Source organism: Cupriavidus alkaliphilus, from assembly GCF_900094595.1.
In the GTDB taxonomy this organism is placed as follows: Bacteria; Pseudomonadota; Gammaproteobacteria; order Burkholderiales; family Burkholderiaceae; genus Cupriavidus; species Cupriavidus alkaliphilus.
Window position 1 is genome coordinate 580933 of the sequence record NZ_FMAD01000001.1, and the last position, 24190, is coordinate 605122.

The window sequence follows — 24190 nt, forward strand, 5'->3', positions numbered from 1 at the left end:
CCCGCGGGGCACCTGCGCCACGGGGCCGGGTGGCGCATGCGTGGCCGCGGCGCCCCGGCGAGCCCAAAACCCCGGGCTGTGGCCTTACAGGTAGAACATCTCTTCCTTCGGCGGGATCGGCTTGTCGCCGCCGCGCTGCTCGTAGTAGTCGTAGACCGCTTCCAGCACTTCGTGCGGCTCGTCGACGATCTTCATCAGGTCCAGGTCGTGCTCGGCGATCAGGCCCATCGGCAGCAGCGTGAAGCGGAACCAGTCCAGCAGGCCCTTCCAGAAGCGGCTGCCGAACATGATCACCGGCACCGAGCGCGACTTGCCGGTCTGCACCAGCGTCAGCACCTCGGCCAGCTCGTCGAGCGTGCCGAAGCCGCCCGGCATCACGATAAAGGCGTCGGAATTCTTGACGAAGGTGACCTTGCGGGTGAAGAAGTGGCGAAAGCGCATGGCAATGTCCTGGTACGGATTGCCCTGCTGCTCGTGCGGCAGTTCGATGTTCAGGCCGACGCTGGCGGACTTGCCCGCGTGCGCACCCTTGTTGGCCGCTTCCATGATGCCGGGACCGCCGCCGGAGATCACGGCAAAGCCCGCGTCCGAGAACAGCCGCGCGATCTCGATGGTGCGCTGGTAGTAGGGGGAGTCCTCGCGCAGGCGAGCGCTGCCGTAGATCGACACCGCCGGGCGGATCTCGGACAGGTACTCGGTGGCCTCGATGAACTCTGCCATAATCGTGAACATTTGCCACGAGGCGCGCGCCTTCTTTGCGGTAGCGCGGTCTTCGTCGGCCAGCGCACGCAGGCTGGGGATCATCTTGCGCGGATTGGCGCGCGCCGCCGCCGCAGCAGCCTTTTCAGCAGCAACTTCAGGCGGATTGCCCGCAGCGGCGGCATCGGCCGCAGCGGCGATGGCCGCGGCGTGCTCGGAGGCAGCCTCCGGCGGGGGTTGTACGGTATCGCCGGAGATATCAGCAACATCCGGGTCAGCAAGGGGGGCGGTCGAGGCACCGCCTGCAGCGGCACCAGTCAATTTTGAGTCCATGGGAATGTCGGATAGTCCAAAAACACTCTTGCTCGTCGATGGATCGAGCTATCTGTATCGCGCTTATCACGCTTTGCCGGACCTGAGGAATGGGGAGGGTCTGCCCACAGGGGCAATCTACGGCATGATCAACATGCTGCGCAAGTTGCGCAACGACTACCCGGCAGAGTATAGCGCCTGCGTGTTCGACGCCAAGGGCAAGACCTTCCGCGACGACCTGTATCCGGCCTACAAGGAGCACCGCCCGTCGATGCCCGAGGACCTGGCGCGCCAGATCGAGCCGATCCACGAGGCCGTGCGCGCGTTGGGCTGGCCGATCGTGGTGGTCGACGGCGTCGAGGCCGACGACGTGATCGGCACATTGTCGCGCCAGGCCATGGAGCAGGGCGTGCGCACGGTGGTGTCCACCGGCGACAAGGACCTGGCCCAGCTGGTCAACGAGCAGGTCACGCTGGTCAATACCATGAGCGGCGAAGTGCTCGATCCTCCCGGCGTGGTGGCCAAGTTCGGCGTGCCGCCGGAGCGCATCATCGACTATCTGTCGCTGATCGGCGATGCCGTCGACAACGTGCCTGGCGTGCCCAAGGTCGGCCCCAAGACCGCAGTCAAATGGCTGGCCGAGCATGGCTCGCTCGATGGCGTGATGGCGGCCGCGCCCGGCATCAAGGGCGTGGTCGGCGAGAACCTGCGCAACACGCTGGAATGGCTGCCGATGGCGCGCCGCCTGGTGACGGTCAAGACCGACTGCGACCTGAGCAAGTCGGTTGCCGATTTCCACGCGCTGCGCGAGACCGGCGAGGACAAGGAACAGCTGGTGGCGTTCTTCCAGCGCTATGGCTTCAAGACCTGGCTGCGCGAGGCCACCGGCGAAAGCCTGCCCGATGCGCGTGCCCAGGCCCGCGCCCGTGCCGCGGCCAGCGCGCCCGCGCAGGGCGGCCTGTTCGACGCGCCGGCGCCGTCGACGGACGCCGGCGCGGCCCCGGCCGAGGACGCCGCGCCCACCGAGATCCGCTACGAGACCGTCACCACCGCGGGCATGCTGGAAGACTGGCTGCGGCGCATCGAGTCCGCGCCGCTGGTGGCGATCGATACCGAGACCACGTCGCTCGATCCGATGCAGGCGCAGCTGGTCGGCATCTCGCTGTCGGCGGCGCCGGGCGAGGCCTGCTATATCCCGGTGGCGCACCGCGGCCCTGACGTGGCCGGCCTGCCCGAGCACGGCCAGCTGGCGCGCGAGCTCGTGCTGGAGCGCATGCGGGCCTGGCTGGAAGATGCCAGCCGCCCCAAGCTCGGCCAGAACCTGAAGTACGACGTCCATGTGTTCGCCAACCATGGCATCAAGCTGCGCGGCATTGCACACGACACCATGCTGCAGAGCTACGTGCTGGCCTCGCACCGCAACCACGGCATGGACAGCCTGGCCGAGCGCCTGCTGAGCCTGAAGACCATCACCTATGAAGAGGTGTGCGGCAAGGGCGCGAGCCAGATCGGCTTCGACCAGATCGACCTGGCCCGCGCCACCGAATACGCCGCCGAGGACGCCGACGTGACCCTGCGCCTGCATCGCAGGATGTTCCCGCAGGTCGAGGCCGCGGCCGGGCTGCGCCGGGTCTATGAAGAGATCGAGATGCCGGTCTCGGTGGTGCTGCAGAAGGTCGAGCGCAACGGCGTGCTGATCGACGCCGAACGGCTGGCCGCGCAGAGCGCCGAGCTGGGCCAGCGCATGCTGGCGCTGGAGCAGTCGGCCTACGAGGCCGCGGGCCAGCCGTTCAACCTGGGTTCGCCCAAGCAGATCGGCGAGATCCTGTTCAACCAGATGAAGCTGCCGGTGGTGAAGAAGACCGCCAGCGGCGCGCCCTCGACCGACGAAGAGGTGCTGCAGAAGCTGGCCGAGGATTACCCGCTGCCCAAGCTGCTGCTGGATTACCGCGGCCTGTCCAAGCTCAAGTCCACCTACACCGACAAGCTGCCGAAGATGGTCAACCCGCAGACCGGGCGCGTGCACACCAGCTACGGCCAGGCCACCGCGGTGACCGGGCGGCTGGCGTCGACCGAGCCCAACCTGCAGAACATCCCGGTGCGCACCGAGGAAGGCCGCCGCATCCGCGAGGCCTTTATCGCCGAGCCGGGCAGCGTGATCGTGTCGGCCGACTATTCGCAGATCGAGCTGCGCATCATGGCCCATATCTCGGGCGACGAGAACCTGCTGCGCGCCTTTGCCAACGGCGAGGACATCCACCGCGCCACCGCCGCGGAGATCTTCGGCGTCGAGCGCGAGGCCGTCAGCAGCGAGCAGCGCCGCTACGCCAAGGTGATCAACTTCGGCCTGATCTACGGCATGAGCGCGTTCGGGCTGGCCAGCAACCTGGGCATCGAGCGCGAGGCCGCCAAGCACTACATCGACCGCTACTTCATGCGCTATCCGGGCGTGGCGCACTACATGGAAGAGACGCGCCAGACCGCGCGCGAGCAGGGCTATGTCGAGACCGTGTTCGGCCGGCGCCTGTGGCTGCCCGATATCAACGGCGGCAGCGGCCCGCGCCGCCAGGCCGCGGAGCGCGCCGCCATCAACGCGCCGATGCAGGGCACCGCGGCCGACCTGATCAAGCTGTCGATGATCGCAGTGCAAGACTGGCTGGAGCGCGACGGCCTGCAGACCCGCCAGATCATGCAGGTGCACGATGAACTGGTGCTGGAAGTGCCCGAGCACGAGCTGGAGCTGGTCAAGGCGCGCCTGCCTGAGTTGATGTGCACGGTGACCGAGTTGCGCGTGCCGCTGGTGGCGGAAGTCGGCAGCGGCGCCAACTGGGAAGAAGCGCACTGAAGCCTGCCCTGGCGAGCCGGCGTCCCGGCCGGCTCGCTGCCCCCCTGCGTGGTGGTATCGAATGAAGCGACTGCTGAGTCAGCGTGCGGCGCTTGCCAGCCATGCTGCAATGCAGCAGACTGTGGCAAACGCCTCAGGCAAAGCATTTACAAAAACGCAGCAGGTAGACCATGACAGAAACAAGGACGCACCGCATCGTCGTCGTCGGCGGCGGAGCAGGGGGGCTGGAACTGGTAACGAAGCTGGGCGACAAGCTCGGCCGCAAGGGCGCGGCGCAGGTGGTGCTGGTGGACCGCCTGCCCACCCATATCTGGAAGCCGCTGCTGCATGAAGTCGCCGCCGGCAGCATGGATCCCAACACCCATCAGCTCGAATACGCGGCGCAGGCGCGCTGGCATCATTTCGAGTTCCAGCAGGGCGAGCTGACCGGCATCGACCGCGCCCGCAAGACCCTCTCTGTGTCGGCCTGCGTCGACCAGGACGGCGCCGAGCTGCTGCCCGCGCGCGAACTGCCGTATGACACGCTGGTGCTGGCGATCGGCTGCGTCACGCATTTCTTCGGCGTGCCGGGCGCCGCCGAGCACGCCATTGCGCTGGACACCGTGGCCCAGGCCGAGCGCTTCCGCAAGCGGCTGATCGCGGCCTGCGTGCGCGCCCAGAACGGGCGCGGCCGCGTGGACGGGGACGGGCGGCCGCGCGTGGACGTGGCCATCATCGGCGCCGGCGCTACCGGCGTCGAGCTGTCGGCGGAGCTGCGCAACACCGCGCACGTGCTCAGCGCCTATGGCCTGCACCGGCTCGACCCCCGCCGCGACGTGCGCATCCACGTGATCGAGGCCGGTCCGCGCATCCTGCCGGCGCTGTCCGAACGGGTCTCGGCCGAGACCGCCAAGCTGCTCAGGAAGCTGGATGTCGACGTCTTCACCAGCGAGCGCGTGACCGAAGTCACGCCGCAGGCCGTGCTGACCGCCAGCGGCAAGACCATCGACGCCGACCTGACGGTGTGGGCCGCCGGCATCACCGCGCCCGCGGTGCTGGGCAGCCTGGGCCTGCCGGTCAGCCGCCAGGGCCAGATCGTGGTCGGGCCGACGCTGCAGAGCGAGGGCGATCCGGACATCTTCGCCTTTGGCGATTGCGCCAGCTGCCCGTGGCCCGAGAAGCAGACCGCGGTGCCGCCGCGCGCGCAGGCCGCGCACCAGCAGGCCACCTTCCTCTACGAGGCGCTGTGCGCGCGGCTGGCGGGGCGGCCGCTGCCGCAGTTTGCCTTCAAGGACTTCGGCTCGCTGGTGTCGCTCGGGCATTTCAGCGCGGTGGGCAGCCTGATGGGCGGGCTGATCGGCGGCTCGATGTTTATCGAAGGGCTGATGGCGCGCTTCATGTACACGTCGCTGTACCGGATGCACGTGATGGCGCTGCACGGCGCGGTGGGGATGGCGCTGGACACCGTCTCGCACTGGCTGCGCAGCAAGACCAGTCCGCGCGTCAAGCTGCACTGACGCATGGCCCGGGGCCCCCCGCTTGCGGGTGGGGGCGCCGGCGGGCCTGCGTCGCCATGTTTTCTCCATGTCTGCTTAAAATCGGGCGCGGGCGCCGCGTGGCGGCCCAGCCACCAACGATCCTGGAGACAAGCATGCTCAAACCAGAAGTGGACAGCCTGGTCCCCGGCCAGACCTTCGACCGCCGCGGCTTCGTCAAGACCGCGCTGGGATCCGCCTTTGCGGTTGCGGCCTTGCCGGTGATGGCCCAGCAGGCGATCAAGACCGATTTTTCCGGCCTGAACGCGGGCGAGGTCACGATTCCGTCGGGCGGCTTCAGCATGCCGGCCTACCGCGCCCAGCCGGAAGGGAAGAAAAACCTGCCGGTGGTGCTCGTAATCAGCGAGATCTTCGGTGTGCACGAGCATATCGCCGACGTGTGCCGGCGCTTCGCCAAGCTGGGCTACCTGGCGATCGCGCCCGAACTGTTCGCGCGCCAGGGCGATCCGCAGAGCTTCGGCACGATCCAGGAACTGCAGCGCGAGGTGATCGCCAAGGTGCCCGACGCGCAGGTGATGGGCGACCTCGATGCCGCCGTGGCCTGGGCCGGCGCCAATGGCGGCGACGTCTCGCGCCTGGCCATCACCGGGTTTTGCTGGGGCGGCCGCATGACCTGGCTCTACGCCGCGCACAGCCAGCGCCTGAAGGCCGGCGTGGCCTGGTACGGCCAGCTGGCGCCCGAGCCGACGCCGATCAAGCCGAAAAACCCCATCGACCTGGTCGGCCAGCTCCATGCGCCGGTGCTCGGCTTGTACGGCGGCAAGGACACCGGCATCCCGCTGGAGCAGGTGGACCGGATGAAGGCCGCGCTGGCGTCGTCGTCCGATCCGGACGCCAAAAAGTCGCGCTTTATCGTCTATCCCGAGTCCGGCCACGCCTTCCATGCCGACTACCGGCCCAGCTACCGCGAGGCCGATGCCAGGGACGGCTGGCAGAAGTGCCTGGACTGGTTCCGGCAGAACGGCGTCGCCTGACCTGGCAATCGCCCTCGCCCGTGGGGCGCCGACGGCAGGATTGCAAAGTCCCGGCGGATACGTACAATGCGGCCTTTGAGTTATTGCAACATTGTTGCGTTTGCCGCCCGGCGCGATGCGGGCGGAACGGCGGCGCCGCCCGGCACCGCCACCCCGGGAGCCCATCATCCATTCGACGCTTTTGTACATCCTGCTCGCCGCCACGATCTCGGGCGTGGGCAGCATCTTCGGGGCGGCGCTGCTGTCGCTGACGGTGGCGTCCCGCGTGGTCGAGCGCATGGTGAGCTTCTCGGTGGGGGTGCTGCTGGCCACCGCGCTGCTGCATTCGCTGCCCGAGGCGTTCGAGTCCGGCGCCGATCCGCGCGCGCTGTTCGGCACCTTGCTGGCCGGGCTGCTGGGTTTCTTCCTGCTGGAAAAGCTTTCGCTGCTGCGCCATTCGCACCATCACGAGGGCGACGGGCACCACCACCACCACGGCCATGACCGCGAGGAAGCGGGCCGCAGCGGCCTGACCATCCTGGTCGGCGACACCTTCCACAACTTTGCCGACGGCATCGTGATCGCGGCGGCGTTCCTGGCCGACCCGCATATCGGCGTGGTCACCGCGCTGGCGATCGCGGCGCACGAGATCCCGCAGGAGGTGGGCGACTTTATCGTGCTGCTCAACGCCGGCTTCTCCAAGGCGCGCGCCTTTGCCTTCAACCTGCTGTCGAGCCTGGCGGCGATCGCCGGCGGGGTGGTCGGATACTTCCTGCTCGACCAGTTGAGCGGGTGGATTCCGTACGTGCTGGTGATCGCGGCCAGCAGCTTTATCTATATCGCCGTCAGCGACCTGATGCCGCAGATGCAGCGCAAGCCGCGCTGGCGCGAGTCGGCGATCCAGGTGGTGCTGGTGGCCGCGGGCATCGCCGCCATCGTCTACATCACCAACGGCGTGCACGAGCGCCACAGCCATGGCGGGCACGGCAACGACGGCCACGGCCACGCCGCGCCCGTCGCGTCGTCACGCTAGCCGGCTAGGCGGCTCAGGCCGTCCCGGTGGCAACCGGGCGCGCCGGGTCGGCGCACCACTCGCTCCACGATCCCGGATACAGCGCCGCGCCGCCCAGGCCCGCCGCTTCCAGCGCCAGCAGATTGTGGCAGGCCGTGACGCCCGAGCCGCACTGCATCACCGCCTGCGCGGCGGCGTGCGTGCCCAGCACCGCGCCGAATTCCGCGCGCAGGGTCTCGGCCGGCTTGAAGCGGCCTTCCGCGTCCAGGTTGTGCTTGAAGAAACGATTGACCGCGCCCGGGATATGGCCGCCGACCGGGTCCAGGGTCTCGTTCTCGCCGCGGAAGCGGTCGGGCGCGCGCGCATCGACCACCAGCAGCCGGCCCTGGCCGAGATTGTCGACCAGTGTGTCCGCGTCGACGGTCGGCACCAGCGACTTGCCGCGGCGGATCGTGCCCGGAACCTCGGGCTCTGCCGCGGCATCGTGCTCCAGCGGCAGGCCGGCCTTGACCCAGGCGTCCTTGCCGCCATCGAGCACGGCCACGGCATCGTGACCGATCCAGCGCAGCAGCCACCACAGCCGCGCGGCGAACATGCCGCCCTGTGCGTCGTAGGCGACCACCGGGGTGTCGTCGTCGATGCCGAGTGCCTGCAGGCGCGCGACCAGGTCGTCGGCGTCCGGCAGCGGATGGCGGCCGTTGCGGCCGGTCTTGGGGCCGGACAGCTCGTTGTCCAGGTGCAGGTAGAAGGCGCCGGGCAGGTGGCCGGTGCGGTAGGCCTCGCGGCCGGCGGCCGGGTCGGCCAGGTCGAAGCTGCAGTCGATCACGACGCAGCGGCCGGGGCCGGCCAGCAGAGACTGCAGTGCGGTGACGGAAATCAGCGGTTTCTGCATGGGAATCCTGTAGCGGTCGGAGAGAGAAATCTAACGCAGTCGGGCTTACCGGATGCTACACCTCGGGGTGCACTTCCGCCTCCGGCGACTTGACCGGCGTGGCGGGCGTGGGCTTGGCGTCGGTGCCCTGGCGCGCGCGCATCAGCGTGGTGGCGATGCCGCTGGCGATGATCAGCCCCATGCCCAGCCACGACAGCCAGTTCAGGCGGTCGGACCAGATCAGCATGCCCCACACGCTGGAAAAGACGATGCCGGCGTATTGCAGGTTGGCGGTCAGCAAGGTGTTGCCGCGCTTGTAGGCGCGCGTCATCGCGGTCTGGCCCAGCGTGGCCAGGATGCCGATCGCCAGCAGCAGGCCGGCGCCATGCCAGGTATGCGGGCTGGTGCCGCCCAGCAGCATCCACACCAGTCCGGCGATCATGCCGACCAGCGAGAAATAGAACACGATGCGGCCTTCGGGCTCGCCCAACTGGCCGAGCTGGCGCACCTCGACATAGGCCAGCGCGGTGAAGATGCCCGAGATCAGCCCGACCAGGCCGCCGGTCAGCTGGTCCTTGCCCACCGACGGCTGCAGCAGGCAGATCACCCCGGCAAACGACAGCAGGATAGCCAGCACCAGGCGGCGGTCGGCGTTGCCGCCGGTGCCGGCCAGCGCCGCGCTGGCGCCCAGGATCAGCGCGATCCACACCGGCGACATGTAGTTCAGCGTCATCGCTGTGGCCAGCGGCAGCAGCGAGATCGAGGTGAACCACAGCATCAGCGAGGTCACGCCGAACACGCTGCGCTTGATATGCGACAGCATGTACGGGGTGCGCACCGAGACCCCGCGCGAGGACAGCAGCACCCACATGATCACCACACTGATCAGGCCGCGGTAGAACACGATCTCGCCGGTGGTATAGAGGTCGGACGCCAGCTTGACGCCAACCCCCATCAGCGAAAAGGCGAAGGCGGCGAACAGCATCCAGAGCGATTGCATGGCGAGGGCGCGGTAAAGCGGGCAGGAGCGAAGGAGAGAGTGTCGGCGCGCGAGCGGGGCTCTGCGGCTTCGCGTCCATCGCGCCGGACAATGATTCTAGCAGCGCACATCGCCTGCCAAAGCAAAACGGACCGCCGTGGCGGTCCGTTGCAGGTTGCGCGATGCAGTGATTTGTGCGCTGATCGCACTAGCCGGCGTAGGCCATGGCGCGGCGGTACCACTCATGGAAGTGCTGCATGCCGTCTTCCATCGGCGACTGGTACGGGCCGACCTCGCTGGTGCCGCGCTTGAGCAGCGCCAGCCGGCCGGCATCCATGCGTTCGGCGATTTCGTCGTCCTCGATGCAGGTTTCCATGTAGGCGGCGCGCTCGGCCTCGACGAACTCGCGCTCGAACAGCGCGATTTCCTCGGGGTAGTAGAACTCCACCACATTGCGGGTCTTGCGCGGGCCGATCGGGTGCAGCGTCGAGATCACCAGCACGTTCGGGTACCACTCCACCATGATGTTGGGGTAGTAGGTGAGCCAGATCGCGCCGTGCTTGGGCAGCACGCCGTTGTTGAAGCGCAGCACCGCGTCGTGCCATTTCTGGTACGTCGCGCTGCCGGGGCGCTTCAGGCCGGCGTGCAGGCCCACGGTCTGCACGCTGTGCCATTCGCCGAACTCCCACTTGAGGTCGTCGCACGAGACGAAGCTGCCCAGCCCCGGGTGGAACGGCACCACGTGGTAGTCCTCGAGGTAGACCTCGATGAAGGTCTTCCAGTTGTAGTCGCACTCGTGCACCTCGACGTGGTCGAGCATGTAGCCGTCGAAGTTCAGGTCCTGCGCCACCCCCAGCCGCGCCAGGTCGGCGCGCACGTCGCGCGGGCCCTCGAACAGCAGGCCGTTCCAGTTCTGCAGCGGCGAGCGCTTCAGGTGCAGGCAGGGCTGCTTGTCGAAATGCGGCGCGCCGAGCAGTTCGCCCTTGAGGTCGTAGGTCCAGCGGTGCAGGGGGCAGACGATGTTCTGCTTGTTGCCGCGGCCGTTCAGCATGATGGCCTGGCGATGGCGGCAGACGTTGGACATCAGCTCGACGCCGGCGGCGTTGCGCACCAGCATGCGTCCTTCGTCCTCGGCCTTGAGCGTGTGGTAGTCGCCGGTTTCCGGGACCATCAGTTCGTGGCCGACATAGCCCGGGCCATTCCGGAACAGCAGTTCGAGTTCTTGTTGATGCAGCGCTTCGTCGAAGTAGACGCCGACGGGCAGTTGCGAATCAGCCGGCGCCAGGTTGAGCGCGGTGCTGAGATTGGACATTATCCCCACTCCCAGATGAACAGGTGAAAGCAGTGAACAACCCAACCATCGAAAATGGAATCGATTTGGGAAACACTGCCGCCCGGTGTGGACGCTCTCGCGACCCCTGGCGGCGAACGAAAGATTGTACCCGACCCGAAAAGTTAAGGGACTGATTTTTTTGCCTTTTTAGCGAAAAAGTCGACCCGGGTCGTCATCGGGGTGCCGTAGCGGGCGCATTCGGAAAGACGACCCGAGCGCACAAGTCACTTCCGCCTCGGAAGCACCCGATCGGGGCACGGTATCCCCCTGCAAGATGGGGGCAGGGCCGCGCTTTGGCGTAAAATCCGGGCTTCCCCCTTCCGGGTTTCCCCCGGTTCCAGATTCCAGGGCCTGATATGCCAAAAACGATGACCGCTCCGGTCCAGACCGACAATACCGCCGACGCCGCCTCGGTGCCGCCCGCTTCCTACGAAGCGGCGATGGCCGAACTGGAGACGCTGGTGGCCAGCATGGAGAGCGGCGAGCTGCCGCTCGAGGCCTCGCTGGCGGCGTACCGCCGCGGCGCCGAGCTGGTGCGCTACTGCCAGCAGAAGCTGGAGCGGGTCGAGCAGCAGGTGCGGGTACTGGAGGGCGACGCGCTCAGGCCGCTGGCGGGCGAGGCCAACGGGACCAATGGCGGCAATGGGTCACAGGGGACGGACGAGGCATGAGCGACTTCGCACAATGGATGCAGGCGCAGGGCGTGCGCACCGAGGCCGCCCTGCAGGCCGCGCTGCCCGACGCCGGCACGGTGCCGCATACGCTGCACGAAGCGATGCGCTATGCTGCGCTGGGCGGCGGCAAGCGCGTGCGCCCGCTGCTGGTCCATGCCGCCGGCGAAGTCAGCGGCGCGGCCCCGGCCGCCTGCGACGCGGCCGCCTGCGCGGTGGAGATGATCCACGCCTATTCGCTGGTCCACGACGACATGCCGTGCATGGACGACGACGACCTGCGCCGCGGCCGGCCGACCGTGCACAAGGCCTATGACGAGGCCACCGCGCTGCTGGTCGGCGATGCGCTGCAGACCCAGGCCTTCATCGTGCTGGCGGAGGCCGGGCCGATCGCGCCGGCGGTGCGGCTGCAGCTGGTGGCGGAGCTGGCGCGGGCCTCGGGCTCGGCCGGCATGGCCGGCGGCCAGGCGATCGACCTGCAGAACGTGGGCCGCGCCATGACGCGCGACGCGCTCGAGGCCATGCACCGCATGAAGACCGGCGCGCTGCTGCGCGCCAGCGTGCGCATGGGTGCGCTGTGTGGCGAGATCGATGCCCAGGGCCTGGCCGCGCTGGACCGCTACGCGGCGGCGGTGGGATTGGCGTTCCAGGTCGTAGACGATATTCTGGACGTCACCGCCGATACCGCGACGCTGGGCAAGACCGCCGGCAAGGACGCCGCCCACGACAAGCCGACCTATGTGTCGCTGCTGGGGCTGGACGCGGCCCGCGAACTGGCCGGGTCGCTGCGCGCCGAGGCCTACGAGGCGCTGGCCGGCTTCGGCGAGCGCGCCGCGCGCCTGCGCGACCTGGCGGACCTGATCGTGCTGCGCACGCATTAAACTAGAGCCGGCCGAACGGACATCATGACCTACGCACTCCTCAACAAGATTGACGCCCCCGCGGACCTGCGCAAGCTCGACCGGCGCGAGCTCCAGACCCTGGCCGACGAACTGCGCGCCTATGTGCTGGAGTCGGTCTCGCAGACCGGCGGCCACCTGTCGTCCAACCTGGGCACGGTCGAACTGACCATCGCGCTGCACTATGTCTTCAACACTCCGGACGACCGGCTGGTGTGGGACGTGGGCCACCAGAGCTATCCGCACAAGATCCTGACCGGGCGCCGCGAACGCATGCGCACGCTGCGCCAGTGGGGCGGCATCTCAGGTTTCCCGCGCCGCAGCGAGAGCGAATACGACACCTTCGGCACCGCGCACTCGTCGACCTCGATCTCGGCCGCGCTGGGCATGGCGCTGGGCGCGCGCACGCTGGGCCAAAAGCGCGTCTCGGTGGCGGTGATCGGCGACGGCGCGATGACCGCGGGCATGGCCTTCGAGGCGCTCAACAACGCCGGCGTCTACAAGAACCTGCCGCTGGTGGTGGTGCTCAACGACAACGACATGTCGATCTCGCCGCCGGTGGGCGCGCTCAACCGCCACCTGGCACGGCTGCTGAGCGGCCAGTTCTACGCCGCCACCAAGAAGGGCATCGAGAAGGTGCTGTCGGTGGCGCCGCCGGTGCTGGAGTTCGCCAAGCGCTTCGAGGAACATGCCAAGGGCATGATGGTGCCGGCCACGCTGTTCGAGGAATTCGGCTTCAACTACATCGGCCCGATCGACGGCCACGACCTGAATTCGCTGGTGCCGACGTTGCAGAACATCCGCGAGCGCGCGCTCGAGGGCGGCGGCCCGCAGTTCCTGCACGTGGTCACCAAGAAGGGCCAGGGCTACAAGCTGGCCGAGGCCGACCCGATCCTCTACCACGGTCCGGGCAAGTTCAATCCGGCCGAAGGCATCCGCCCGGCCGCCAAGCCCGCGCGCAAGACCTACACCCAGGTGTTCGGCGACTGGCTGTGCGACATGGCCGCGGCCGACAAGCGCCTGGTCGGCATCACCCCGGCGATGCGCGAGGGCTCGGGCATGGTCGAGTTCGAGAAGCGCTTCCCGGAGCGCTACTACGACGTCGGCATCGCCGAGCAGCATGCGGTGACCTTCGCCGGCGGCCTGGCATGCGAGGGCCTGAAGCCGGTGGTGGCGATCTACTCGACCTTCCTGCAGCGCGGCTACGACCAGCTGATCCACGACGTGGCGCTGCAGAACCTGCCGGTGGTGTTCGCGCTGGACCGCGCCGGCCTGGTCGGCGCCGATGGCGCCACGCATGCGGGCGCCTACGATATCGCCTACCTGCGCTGCATCCCCAACATGATGGTGATGACGCCGTCCGACGAGAACGAATGCCGCCAGCTGCTGACCACGGCATTTCAGCAGGACTGCCCGACCGCGGTGCGCTATCCGCGCGGCTCCGGCCCGGGCGCGGCGATTGCCGCCGACCTGGCGCCGGTGCCGGTGGGCAAGGGCGTGGTGCGCCGCGACGGCGGGGCGCGCGCCGGGCACCGCGTGGGCTTGCTGGCATTCGGCTCGATGGTGCAGCCGGCGCTGGGCGCGGCCGAGGCACTGGACGCCACCGTGGCCGACATGCGCTTCGTCAAGCCGCTCGACGTGGCGCTGGTCCGGCGCCTGGCCGCCGACCACGACTACCTGGTGACGGTGGAAGAGGGCAGCGTGATGGGCGGTGCCGGCAGCGCCGTGCTGGAGGCGCTGGCCGAGGCCGGCATCGACAAGCCGGTGCTGACGCTGGGCCTGCCCGACCGCTTCGTCGACCATGGCGACCCGGCCTTCCTGCTGCAGCAATGCGGCCTCGACGCGGCCGGCATCGAGCGCTCGGTGCGCGAGCGTTTCGGGCTCGACCAGGCCCAGGTGACGGTCGCCTCGCGCGTGGCCTGATCACCTGCCATCCCGGGGGGATTCGGGCCGCCGCGCCACGAGTGCGTCCGAATTCCCTTACACTCCGTTTTTTGTGTTCGCAGCTGCGGGTCGGCACGCCAGTGCCGGGTCCCGTGGTTTCACACTCGTTGCGCGGCATGGAGGGACTGCGAAAATGCCGCGACCGTAAGGGCTTGCGCTTGCCTGCGCAACCCTGGAGGAAACCGTAGATGAATGACATCAACCCCGCCTTCATCATGCCCGACGTCCAGTCGAGCCCCGACACCCGCCAGATTCCGATCCAGCGTGTCGGCGTGAAGGGCGTGCGCTATCCCGTGACCCTGAAGACCCCGGCCGGCATCGTGCCGACCGTCGGCACCTTCAACCTCGACGTGCATCTGCCCGCCGAGCAGAAGGGCACGCATATGTCGCGCTTCGTCGCGCTGCTGGAAGAAGAGCGCGCGCCGCTGGAGCTGGCCAGCTTCCGGCTGATGCTGGACAAGATGCTGGAGAAGCTCGAAGCCGACGCCGGCCGCATCGAGGTCACGTTCCCGTACTTCATCAGCAAGATCGCGCCGGTGTCGGGCGTGGAGTCGCTGCTGGACTACGAGGTCACGCTGACCGGCGAGGTGCGCAATGGCGCCACGCGGGTGTTCCTGAAGGCGCTGGTGCCGGTGACCAGCCTGTGCCCGTGCTCGAAGAAGATCTCGCAGTACGGCGCGCACAACCAGCGCTCGCATATCACCATGAACGTCGAGCTGGCCGGCGAGCTGCCGGTGGAAGCGCTGGTGCGCATGGCCGAGGAAGAGGCGTCGTGCGAGCTGTGGGGGCTGCTCAAGCGGCCCGACGAAAAGTTCGTCACCGAGCGTGCCTACGAGAACCCCAAGTTCGTCGAGGACCTGGTGCGCGACATCGCCATGCGGCTGAATGCCGACGAGCGCATCGTGGCCTATGTGCTGGAGGCGGAGAACTTCGAGTCGATCCACAACCACAGCGCGTATGCGGTGATCGAGCGGGACAAGCGCGTCGGTTGATCGGGTTGTCGCTGCCAAAGAAAAAGCCACCGCATGCGGTGGCTTTTTCTTGGGGCGCCTGGGTATGTCGACGGTCAGGCAGCCGAGGGCAAGCGGATATCCGCCAGATCCCAGCGCGGCGTCACGCCATAACCGTATTCACGCCGCGCCAGCTCCGGCGCGGCCTGCAAGCGCATCGCGCCCGCAAACGCGATCATCGCGCCGTTGTCGGTGCAGAACGCCAGGTCAGGGTAGTAGACCTCCAGCTTGCGCTGCCTGCCGAGCTGGTCCAGCCGTTCGCGCAGTTGCCGGTTGGCGCCGACGCCGCCGGCCACCACCAGCCGCTTGTGGCCGGTTTGCTTGAGCGCCGCCATCGACTTGGCCGCCAGCACGTCGACGATCGCATCGACGAAGGCGCGCGCGAGGTTGGCGCGGTCCTGCTCGCAGGTATTGGCCAGCTTGCGGGTTTGCGTCAGCACTGCGGTCTTCAGGCCGGCGAAGGAGAAATCCAGGTTGCCCGAATGCAGCATCGGCCGCGGCAGCTCGAACGCGCCGGGCATGCCGAACTCGGCCAGGCGCGACACTTCCGGCCCGCCCGGATAGCCCAGGCCCAGCAGCTTGGCGGTCTTGTCGAACGCTTCGCCGGCGGCATCGTCCAGGGTTTCGCCGAGCAGCGCGTAGTCGCCGATGCCGCGCACTTCCATCAGCTGCGTATGCCCGCCGGACACCAGCAGCGCCACGAACGGGAATGGCGGCGGCTCGCCCGTCAGCAGCGGCGACAGCAGGTGCCCTTCCAGGTGATGCACGCCCACCATCGGCACGTTCAGCGCGAAGCCCAGCGCATTGGCCACCGAGGCGCCGACCAGCAGCGCGCCGGCCAGCCCGGGGCCCTGGGTGAAGGCAATGGCGTCGATGTCCTGGCGGCCGCGGCCGGCGTCGGCCAGCACCTGCTCCAGCAGCGGCAGCACGCGGCGGATATGGTCGCGCGAGGCCAGCTCGGGGACCACGCCGCCGTAGTCGCGGTGCATGGCGATCTGCGAGTGCAGCGCGTGCGCGAGCAGGCCGGCGCCGGTGTCATAGAGGGCGAGGCCGGTTTCGTCGCAGGAAGATTCGATGCCGAGGACAAGCATGAGAGGCATGACGCCGTTTCCGGTCAGGGGAAACAGCCGTCGGAATAAGGGTTTGCGGGAAGCGCGCAGGGTAGCACAGCGGCGCGCTGCGCGCTTTTCGCTACAATCTGCCCTTTCTCAGGCGGTGGCAAGACACATGGATTCGCGAGGCGTGCAATGAGCGAGGCAGCCCAGGCCCGGACCGGCCGGTATGACGTGGCGGTACTGGGCGCCGGCGCCGCGGGCATGATGTGCGCCGCGGTAGCGGGGCAGAACGGCGCGCGCGTGGTGCTGATCGACCATGCCACCCGGCTCGCCGAGAAGATCCGCATCTCGGGCGGCGGCCGCTGCAATTTCACCAACCTGCAGGCCGGGCCCGCCAATTACCTGTCGTCCAATCCGCACTTCTGCCGCTCGGCGCTGGCCCGCTACACGCCGCAGGATTTCCTTGCGCTGATGCGCCGCCATGGCATCGACTGGCACGAGAAGCACCGCGGCCAGCTGTTCTGCAACGACAGCGCCGAAGACGTGATCGCGATGCTGCGCGCCGAATGCGACGCCGGGCAGGTGCGCTGGCAGACCGGCTGCACGGTCGCGGAAATCCGGCGCGAGGGCGATGACTTCCTGCTGCTCACCGCCGCCGGCACGGTGCGGGCCGGGGCGCTGGTGGTGGCCACCGGCGGCCTGTCGATCCCCAAGATCGGCGCCACCGACTTCGGCTACCGCATTGCCCGCCAGTTCGGGCTGGGCATCGTCGAGACCCGGCCGGCGCTGGTGCCGCTGACCTTCGACGGCAAGGACTGGGCGCCGTTCGTGCCGCTGGCGGGAGTCTCGCTCGAAGTCGATATCGCCACCGGCAGCGGCAAGGCCGCGGGCGCGTTCCGCGAGGACCTGCTGTGGACGCACCGCGGCCTGTCGGGCCCGGCGGTGCTGCAGATCTCCAGCTACTGGCATCCCGGCACGCCGGTCGCCATAGACCTGTTCGATGGCGAGGACGCCGCCGCCTGGCTGCTCGAGCAGAAAGCCGGCAGCCGCAAGCACCTGGGCAACCTGCTGGCGCAACGGCTGCCGTCGCGGCTGGCCGAGGCGTGGTGCGCAGCCGCGGGCGTCGCGGCGACGATGCCGCTGCATGACGTGACCGACAAGGCGCTGCGCAAGCTCGGCGCCGCGCTCAACGACTGGCGCATCGTGCCGTCCGGCACCGAGGGCTACCGCAAGGCCGAGGTCACGCTGGGCGGGGTCGATACCCGGGCACTGTCATCGGCCACCATGATGGCGCGCGAGGTGCCGGGCCTGTATTTCATCGGCGAGGTGGTCGACGTGACCGGCTGGCTGGGCGGCTACAACTTCCAGTGGGCCTGGGCCTCCGCGGTGGCGGCCGGGCAGGCCACGGCCGAGGCGGCACGGCAGGCCCGGGCGGGGCAGGCGGCAGCCTGAGTTGAAGCTTGTACGTGCCGCATGAGTCGCATGCGGCACGCCGGTTGCACGCCACTTCCGCGCCGGATTGTTGGTGCTACAATCCAGAACTTCGTAACGCCGCCATCCCGAAAATACTTACATTTTCCGGCCAAATGACTACGATCCGCCTCAAGGAAAACGAGCCTTTTGAAGTTGCCCTGCGCCGTTTCAAGCGCACCATCGAGAAGAACGGCCTGCTCCCGGAACTGCGGGCCCGCGAGTTTTACGAAAAACCCACCGCCGCGCGCAAGCGCAAGAAGGCTGCGGCAGAGAAGCGCCATTACAAGCGTATCCGCAGTCAGATGCTGCCGAAGAAGCTGTACTGACGCCGGCTTCGCGCTTGCCCCTGACCCGCTGTGGCGTATGCTCGGCGGGTTTTTGCGTTGTGGGCCTTGCAGGCGGCGGTATTCGCCGCCATGTGTAAGTGCCCGCCCACTTTCTGGAAGATCACGATGTCCCTCAAAGCCCGTATCAGCGAAGACATGAAGACCGCCATGCGCGCCCGCGAAACGGAGCGCCTTGGCACCATCCGCTTGCTGCTGGCCGCGATCAAGCAGCGCGAAGTCGACGAGCGCGTCGAACTGGACGATACCGCCGTGCTGGCGGTGGTCGAAAAGCTGATCAAGCAGCGCAAGGACTCGATCGCGCAGTTCCAGCAGGCCGGCCGCAACGACCTCGCCGACAAGGAGCTGGCCGAGGTCGAGGTGCTGAAGGTCTACATGCCCGCCGCGCTGTCGGATGAGGAAGTGGCAGCCGAAGTGCAGCAGGCCGTGGCCGCCACCGGCGCGGCCGGCCCGCAGGACATGGGCAAGGTCATGGGCGTGCTCAAGGGCAAGCTGGCCGGCCGTGCCGACATGACCGCCGTATCGGCCCTGGTCAAGGCCGCGCTTGCACCAAAGTAAATGCTGATTTAATCGGTTGTAAGCGCGATGCGCGCAAGATCCGTGGGAATCACGGGAATTGCGCGCAGATGTGAAGCAATCCGGGCAGTCGTTCCGTGCTGCACTACAATATTCCGATAGCAGCCGGGCGCCGCACCGGTCACGCATTCCAAAAAGGGCCGCCCGCCGCGGGACGGCCAAGCCTCAGGACGGTCAGTCGGTGATTCCGCAATCCTTTATTCAGGACCTGCTCAACCGTGTCGACATTGTCGATGTGGTGGGCAAGTATGTGCAGCTGAAGAAGGGCGGCGCCAATTTCATGGGACTGTGCCCGTTCCATAACGAGAAATCCCCCTCTTTCACGGTGTCGCCGACCAAGCAGTTCTATCACTGCTTCGGCTGCGGCGCGCATGGCTCGGCCATCGGCTTCCTGATGGAGTTTTCCGGCCAGTCCTACCCGGAGGCGGTGCGCGAACTGGCCCAGTCGGTCGGCATGACCGTGCCCGAAGAGCGCGACCGCCTGCCTCCCGGCCAGCGCGCCGAGCAACAGGCGCGCTCGGTGGCGCTGTCCGACGCCATGACCCGCGCCACCGATTTCTACCGCCGCCAGCTGCGCGGTGCCCCGCAGGCGATTCAGTACCTCAAGGGGCGAGGGCTGACCGGCGAGATCGCCGGCCAGTTCGGCCTTGGCTATGCGCCGGACGACTGGCAGGGGCTGGAGGCGGTGTTCGGCAGCTATCGCGACGACAACGTGGCCGCGCCGCTGGTCGAGGCCGGCCTGCTGATCGAAAGCGACAAGCGCGATGCGGATGGCAAGCCGCGGCGCTACGACCGCTTCCGCGACCGCATCATGTTCCCGATCCGCAACACCAAGGGCGCAGTGATCGGCTTCGGCGGCCGCGTCATGGGGCAGGGCGAGCCCAAGTACCTGAATTCCCCCGAGACCCCGCTGTTCAGCAAGGGCACCGAACTGTATGGCTTGTTCGAGGCCCGCCATGCGATCCGGGAAACCGGCTATGTGCTGGTGGTCGAAGGTTATATGGACGTCGTGGCACTGGCCCAGCTCGGTTTTGCCAATGCCGTCGCCACCTTGGGCACGGCGTGCACCCCCGTGCACGTGCAGAAGCTGCTACGGCAGACCGACGCGGTGGTGTTCTCGTTCGACGGCGATTCGGCAGGCCGGCGCGCTGCCAGGCGGGCGCTCGAAGCCTGCCTGCCGCACGTGGCCGACAACAAGACCATCCGCTTCCTGTTCCTGCCGGCCGAGCACGACCCCGACAGCTATGTGCGCGAGGAGGGCACCGAGGCCTTTGCCGCGCAGGTGCGCAATGCCATGCCGCTGTCGCGCTTCCTGCTGCAGTCGGTCACCGAGGAACTGGACCTGCGCCAGCCCGAGGGCCGTGCCCGCGCCCAGTACGAGGCCAAGCCGCTACTGCAGGCGATGCCGGCGGGTGGGCTGCGGCTACAGATCGTGCGCGAACTTGCCGATGCCACCGGTACGACACCCGCGGAGATCGAGGCGATCTGCGGCCTGCGCAGCGACCCGGCCCGGGTCGGGCGCTTCGCCCAGCCGCGCCCGCGCGCGCGCCGCCAGGCCCCGACCGGGCTGGAGCAGCGGGTGATCCAGTTGCTGATGTGCTACCCGGCGCTGTCGGCGCGGCTCGACGAGGACGCGCGCGCGTTGCTGCTGGAAGGCGAGGGCGGCGACAGCGAAGTGCTGGCGCACCTGGTCAGCGCGTGCGATGGCGTCCAGGGCGAGGTGAATTTCGCGGCCTTCAGCGAGCATCTGGCCCAGACCCCTTATGCCGAGGTCTATGCCGCGGCGCGCACGGCGGTATTGCGCGAAGAGATTGAAGAGGCACCTGCAACACAGGAATTCGATGCGGCCATCACCAAGCTGCTGGCCGAGCCGCTGCGGCGCGAACTCGACAGCCTGCAGGCGGAAGTGGTCGCCGGCACCGCCGACGAGGCGGCCAAGCAGCGCATGCGCTGGCTGGTGGGTGAGATCCACCGGCGGCGCCAACTGGGCTGAGGCGCCGGCGGGCGCCCTGGCCTTCAACAGGGAGGCGGCAGCAAGCGTTGGACAGGCAGTGGATCAGGGACCGGGCCCGGCTGTGCCGAGCTTAAGCCTTGATTTTTCAGGTGAAAACCTCACCTGACAGGGAGCCGGCTATGCGTGGCGTGCTACAATAGCCGGTTTGGATTGCGAAATCTTTCTCTCCAGTTCTGGTGAAAGTGAGCGTGCCAATGGCAAAGGCCAAAGCAACCGAAAGGGTTACCTCTAAAGCTCCCCAATCAGGGAGCGGCAAGGCGTCTGTGAAAACCACGGCGGCGAAGACATCGACCGCGACAGTCAAGACGCCAGCCCGGTCTGCGCCATCAAAGTCCGTGCGCAGCGCGCAAGCGCCCGCCGTGACGACTCCCACCAGAACCCGCACATCCGAAAAGACAAAGGCCTCGACTTCGGCACGCGAGAGCGGCAAGAGCGCCAGTACGAGCGGCAAGGTTGCCGCGTCTGCAGCAGCATCTGCACCAGTGAAAGGCAAGAGTATCACCGTGGCGAAACAGCAGAATACCGAAGTCGAGAGCAAGCGAGCGGCAGCCGCCGGCGCCAAGAGCGGAGGCGCCAAGCAAGGCGCCGCCACGACGGCAGCCAAGGCGCGTGCCGCGACACCTGCATCCGTTGCATCCGAGCGTCCCGCTGCGCCGGCAATCAAGCCGGAGCCGAAAAAGCGTGGCCGCAAGCCCAAGGCCGAGATGCAGCACGACGACAGCACAACAGACGACGTGACTGAAGAGTTTTACGAGAACGATACGCGCGCGGCGGCCACACCGGCTGCGGCGCCGAAGACCGAAAAGCAGAAAGCCAAGGACCGCAAGGCCAAGGAAAAGGCCCTGCTCAAGGAGTTCGCCTCGACCCAGCAAGGCACCGAGGAAGAGCTCGAGCTGCGTCGCCAGAAGCTCAAGGCGCTGATCAAGCTGGGCAAGTCGCGCGGCTACCTGACCTACGCGGAAATCAACGATCACCTGCCGGACGACATGGTCGATTCGGAAACGATCGACACGCTGGTCGCCACGCTGAACGACATCGGCATCGCCGTCTATGAACAGGCGCCGGATGCCGAGACGCTGCTGCTCAACGACAACGCCCCGTCCGCCACCAGCGAGGAAGAAGCCGAGGAAGAGGCCGAGGCGGCCCTGTCCACGGTGGACTCCGAGTTCGGCCGCACCACCGACCCGGTGCGCATGTACATGCGCGAGATGGGCACGGTCGAGCTGCTGACGCGCGAAGGCGAGATCGAGATCGCCAAGCGTATCGAGGCCGGCCTGAAGGACATGGTGATGGCGATCTCGGCTTGCCCGGTCACCATCTCCGAGATCCTGGCCCACGCCGAGCGCGTCGCCAACGACGAGATCAAGATCGACGAGTTCGTCGACGGCCTGATCGACCCGAACGCCGAGGAAACCCCGGAAGCCCCGTCGGCCCAGGCCGCCGCGGCCGAGGACGAGGACCTCGAGTCCGACGAAGAAGAGGAAGGCGACGAGGACGATGACGACGAAGGCGGCGCCGGCGCCGGCGCGTCCGCGCGCCAGCTGGAAGAGCTGAAGCAGAACGCGCTGGAGAAATTCCGCGTGATCGCCGAGCAGTTCGACAAGATGCGCCGTGCCTTCGAGAAGGAAGGCTACAAGTCCAAGCCCTACGTCAAGGCGCAGGAAGCGATCCAGGCCGAGCTGATGGGCATCCGCTTCACCGCCCGCAACGTCGAGCGCCTGTGCGACACGCTGCGCGGCCAGGTCGACGAAGTGCGCAAGCTCGAGCGTGCCATCCTGAACATCGTGGTCGACAAGTGCGGCATGCCGCGCGCGGACTTCGTCGCCCGCTTCCCGGGCAACGAGACCAACCTCGAGTGGATCCACACCGTGGTGGCCGACGGCAAGGGCTACAGCACCATCGTCGAGCGCAACGTGCCGGCCGTGCATGAGCTGCAGCAGAAGCTGATCGACCTGCAGGCGCGCGTGGTGCTGCCGCTGAAGGAACTGAAGGACGTCAACCGCAAGATGTCGGAAGGCGAGCGCCGCGCCCGCGAAGCCAAGCGCGAGATGACCGAGGCCAACCTGCGCCTGGTGATCTCGATCGCCAAGAAGTACACCAACCGCGGCCTGCAGTTCCTCGACCTGATCCAGGAAGGCAACATCGGCCTGATGAAGGCGGTGGACAAGTTCGAATACCGTCGCGGCTACAAGTTCTCGACCTACGCCACGTGGTGGATCCGCCAGGCCATCACGCGCTCGATCGCCGACCAGGCGCGCACCATCCGCATCCCGGTGCACATGATCGAGACCATCAACAAGATGAACCGCATCTCGCGCCAGATCCTGCAGGAAACCGGCAACGAGCCGGATCCGGCAACGTTGGCCGAGAAGATGGAGATGCCGGAAGACAAGATCCGCAAGATCATGAAGATCGCCAAGGAACCGATCTCCATGGAAACGCCGATCGGTGACGACGACGACTCCCATCTGGGCGACTTCATCGAGGACACCAACACGCTGGCCCCGGCCGAAGCGGCGCTGCACGGCTCCATGCGCGACGTCGTCAAGGACGTGCTGGACTCGCTCACCCCGCGCGAAGCCAAGGTGCTGCGCATGCGCTTCGGCATCGAAATGAGCACCGACCACACGCTGGAAGAGGTCGGCAAGCAGTTCGACGTCACGCGTGAACGGATCCGCCAGATCGAGGCCAAGGCACTGCGCAAGCTGCGCCATCCGAGCCGCTCGGACAAGCTGAAGAGTTTCCTGGAAGGCAACTAAACGCTTCCAAGGGCCTCTAGCTCATGCCTGGTTAGAGCAGCGGACTCATAATCCGTTGGTGCCGTGTTCGACTCACGGGAGGCCCACCACGTATCGACAGGGGGTTGCGGGACATTTGTCCCGCAACCCCTTTGTCTTTTCAGCCCCGCCGCTGTCAATACTCCAGCACCATCCTGATCGCGTCGTGATCGCTCGGCATCTGTTCGATCAGTTCGACCGTCGCCGACACTTGCCGCTTGGCCAGCACGACAAAGAAGTCGAGCTCTCGTGCTTCGCGCCCGCGGTGGGTAGCCTTGCCGCAGTGGAAGACCTGACGGTACGCATACCTCAGCTTGGCCTGGGTACGATCGTTTTCGCGGCCCAGCATGGCGTTGATGTCTTCCGGGCTGGCGTTGAAGTCGCCACCGATGACGATCAGGTCGTACTTCTCATAGCAGCTGGCCTTGTCGAAGGCGCGCAGCAGCGCGCGCGTGTCGCCGTTCTGCGGCGCGGCGATCGAATGCCATGAAATAAACAGCACCTTGTCGATGGCGACGCCGCTGGCGGTGCGGCCGGCGTCGCCGCCCGCAAGCACCACGCCGTCCCGCTCGTCGACAATGTCGACCTGCGCGGCGCGAACCCGCGCGGCGAACGTTGCCTCCAGCAATGCATAAGGAGTGCAGCGCTCGTCGAACGCGCCGACCGTGCATCCATCGAACACTTTCCAGTTGCCGGCAGCACCGGCGCTCACGAGCTTCTGGCTGCCGCCTTCCTGCAGCAGGATGATGGTGGGATCGATCGCGGCCATGCGGTCGATGGCCCGCTGCTTGTCTGCGCGCGTGTGGTTGCCCTGGCTATTCCACGAATAGACGATGATCTTCGACATGGTATTCCCCTTGCTCTTCAAGCCTTGCCGCGGACTCCCGC

At 67.5% G+C, this 24190-nt stretch carries 20 protein-coding genes and 1 tRNA gene; 14 read left to right on the top strand and 7 right to left on the bottom strand.

What is annotated here, in order from left to right; genetic code table 11:
* Nucleotides 1–84: 84 nt before the first annotated feature.
* A complete protein-coding gene (locus GA0116996_RS02690; RefSeq protein ID WP_012353484.1) occupies nt 85–1032 on the bottom strand; it encodes an LOG family protein in 948 nt (315 codons plus the stop codon).
* A 4-nt stretch (nt 1033–1036) separates the two neighbouring features.
* On the opposite strand from GA0116996_RS02690, the gene polA reads away from it, so the two are divergent.
* The 4 genes from polA to GA0116996_RS02710 all read left to right on the top strand — a co-directional run bounded on the left by polA (nt 1037) and on the right by GA0116996_RS02710 (nt 7377).
* Nucleotides 1037–3856 (top strand): DNA polymerase I, encoded by a 2820-nt coding sequence (gene polA / locus GA0116996_RS02695; RefSeq protein WP_092307043.1) that lies wholly within the window; start codon nt 1037–1039, stop codon nt 3854–3856.
* 170 nt (nt 3857–4026) lie between these two features.
* Nucleotides 4027–5352, top strand: a complete 1326-nt coding sequence (locus tag GA0116996_RS02700) for an NAD(P)/FAD-dependent oxidoreductase (RefSeq protein ID WP_092307045.1) — start codon at nt 4027–4029, stop codon at nt 5350–5352.
* Between the two features lie 134 nt (nt 5353–5486).
* Nucleotides 5487–6365, top strand: a complete 879-nt coding sequence (locus tag GA0116996_RS02705) for a dienelactone hydrolase family protein (protein ID WP_092307047.1) — start codon at nt 5487–5489, stop codon at nt 6363–6365.
* A 115-nt stretch (nt 6366–6480) separates the two neighbouring features.
* Nucleotides 6481–7377, top strand: a complete 897-nt coding sequence (locus tag GA0116996_RS02710) for a ZIP family metal transporter (protein ID WP_092307049.1) — start codon at nt 6481–6483, stop codon at nt 7375–7377.
* Between the two features lie 13 nt (nt 7378–7390).
* On the opposite strand, the gene GA0116996_RS02715 is transcribed toward GA0116996_RS02710, so the two are convergent.
* From GA0116996_RS02715 to GA0116996_RS02725, 3 genes are all read right to left on the bottom strand, one after another.
* Nucleotides 7391–8248 (bottom strand): sulfurtransferase, encoded by an 858-nt coding sequence (locus tag GA0116996_RS02715; protein WP_092307051.1) that lies wholly within the window; start codon nt 8246–8248, stop codon nt 7391–7393.
* Nucleotides 8249–8303: 55 nt separating this feature from the next.
* The gene (locus GA0116996_RS02720; protein WP_092307053.1) at nt 8304–9227 is read right to left on the bottom strand and encodes a DMT family transporter; all 924 of its coding nucleotides are present in this window, start codon (nt 9225–9227) and stop codon (nt 8304–8306) included.
* 187 nt (nt 9228–9414) lie between these two features.
* On the bottom strand, nt 9415–10518 hold the full coding sequence (locus GA0116996_RS02725) for an aromatic ring-hydroxylating oxygenase subunit alpha (protein WP_092307055.1): 1104 nt from the start codon (nt 10516–10518) through the stop codon (nt 9415–9417).
* A gap of 377 nt (nt 10519–10895) precedes the next feature.
* On the opposite strand from GA0116996_RS02725, the gene GA0116996_RS02730 reads away from it, so the two are divergent.
* From GA0116996_RS02730 to folE2, 4 genes are all read left to right on the top strand, one after another.
* Entirely contained in the window at nt 10896–11210 is a 315-nt protein-coding gene (locus tag GA0116996_RS02730) for an exodeoxyribonuclease VII small subunit (RefSeq protein WP_092307057.1), read from the top strand.
* Nucleotides 11207–12091: a polyprenyl synthetase family protein gene (locus tag GA0116996_RS02735; RefSeq protein ID WP_092307059.1), complete on the top strand. Its 885-nt coding sequence runs from the start codon at nt 11207–11209 to the stop codon at nt 12089–12091. The genes GA0116996_RS02730 and GA0116996_RS02735 overlap by 4 nt, the downstream gene beginning before the upstream one ends.
* Nucleotides 12092–12115: 24 nt before the next feature.
* The gene (dxs, locus tag GA0116996_RS02740; protein ID WP_092307061.1) at nt 12116–14032 is read left to right on the top strand and encodes a 1-deoxy-D-xylulose-5-phosphate synthase; all 1917 of its coding nucleotides are present in this window, start codon (nt 12116–12118) and stop codon (nt 14030–14032) included.
* A 209-nt stretch (nt 14033–14241) separates the two neighbouring features.
* Entirely contained in the window at nt 14242–15045 is an 804-nt protein-coding gene (gene folE2, locus GA0116996_RS02745; protein WP_092307062.1) for a GTP cyclohydrolase FolE2, read from the top strand.
* 74 nt (nt 15046–15119) lie between these two features.
* Here folE2 and tsaD read toward each other — a convergent pair whose 3' ends face one another.
* Entirely contained in the window at nt 15120–16154 is a 1035-nt protein-coding gene (gene tsaD, locus GA0116996_RS02750; RefSeq protein ID WP_092307064.1) for a tRNA (adenosine(37)-N6)-threonylcarbamoyltransferase complex transferase subunit TsaD, read from the bottom strand.
* A gap of 156 nt (nt 16155–16310) precedes the next feature.
* On the opposite strand from tsaD, the gene GA0116996_RS02755 reads away from it, so the two are divergent.
* The 4 genes from GA0116996_RS02755 to dnaG all read left to right on the top strand — a co-directional run bounded on the left by GA0116996_RS02755 (nt 16311) and on the right by dnaG (nt 20504).
* Nucleotides 16311–17570 carry a BaiN/RdsA family NAD(P)/FAD-dependent oxidoreductase gene (locus GA0116996_RS02755; RefSeq protein WP_092307066.1) on the top strand — a complete coding sequence of 420 codons (1260 nt, stop codon included), beginning with the start codon at nt 16311–16313 and terminating at the stop codon, nt 17568–17570.
* A gap of 134 nt (nt 17571–17704) precedes the next feature.
* Nucleotides 17705–17917, top strand: a complete 213-nt coding sequence (gene rpsU, locus GA0116996_RS02760) for a 30S ribosomal protein S21 (protein WP_012353470.1) — start codon at nt 17705–17707, stop codon at nt 17915–17917.
* A gap of 126 nt (nt 17918–18043) precedes the next feature.
* Nucleotides 18044–18493, top strand: coding sequence for a GatB/YqeY domain-containing protein (locus GA0116996_RS02765; RefSeq protein WP_012353469.1), 450 nt, complete (start codon nt 18044–18046; stop codon nt 18491–18493).
* A gap of 199 nt (nt 18494–18692) precedes the next feature.
* Nucleotides 18693–20504 carry a DNA primase gene (dnaG, locus tag GA0116996_RS02770; RefSeq protein WP_092307068.1) on the top strand — a complete coding sequence of 604 codons (1812 nt, stop codon included), beginning with the start codon at nt 18693–18695 and terminating at the stop codon, nt 20502–20504.
* A gap of 106 nt (nt 20505–20610) precedes the next feature.
* Here dnaG and GA0116996_RS28345 read toward each other — a convergent pair whose 3' ends face one another.
* Nucleotides 20611–21018 (bottom strand): hypothetical protein, encoded by a 408-nt coding sequence (locus GA0116996_RS28345; RefSeq protein ID WP_232347993.1) that lies wholly within the window; start codon nt 21016–21018, stop codon nt 20611–20613.
* Between GA0116996_RS28345 and rpoD the strand changes: the two genes are divergently transcribed.
* Together rpoD and GA0116996_RS02780 are read left to right on the top strand one after the other, a co-directional pair.
* On the top strand, nt 21008–23284 hold the full coding sequence (rpoD, locus tag GA0116996_RS02775; RefSeq protein WP_208601227.1) for an RNA polymerase sigma factor RpoD: 2277 nt from the start codon (nt 21008–21010) through the stop codon (nt 23282–23284). The two genes, GA0116996_RS28345 and rpoD, sit on opposite strands and share 11 nt — an antisense overlap.
* A 10-nt stretch (nt 23285–23294) precedes the next feature.
* Nucleotides 23295–23373: transfer RNA gene (locus tag GA0116996_RS02780), tRNA-Ile, on the top strand.
* A 65-nt stretch (nt 23374–23438) separates the two neighbouring features.
* Here the strand turns inward: GA0116996_RS02780 and GA0116996_RS02785 are convergent.
* Nucleotides 23439–24149: an endonuclease/exonuclease/phosphatase family protein gene (locus tag GA0116996_RS02785; RefSeq protein ID WP_092307072.1), complete on the bottom strand. Its 711-nt coding sequence runs from the start codon at nt 24147–24149 to the stop codon at nt 23439–23441.
* Nucleotides 24150–24190 lie beyond the last annotated feature (41 nt).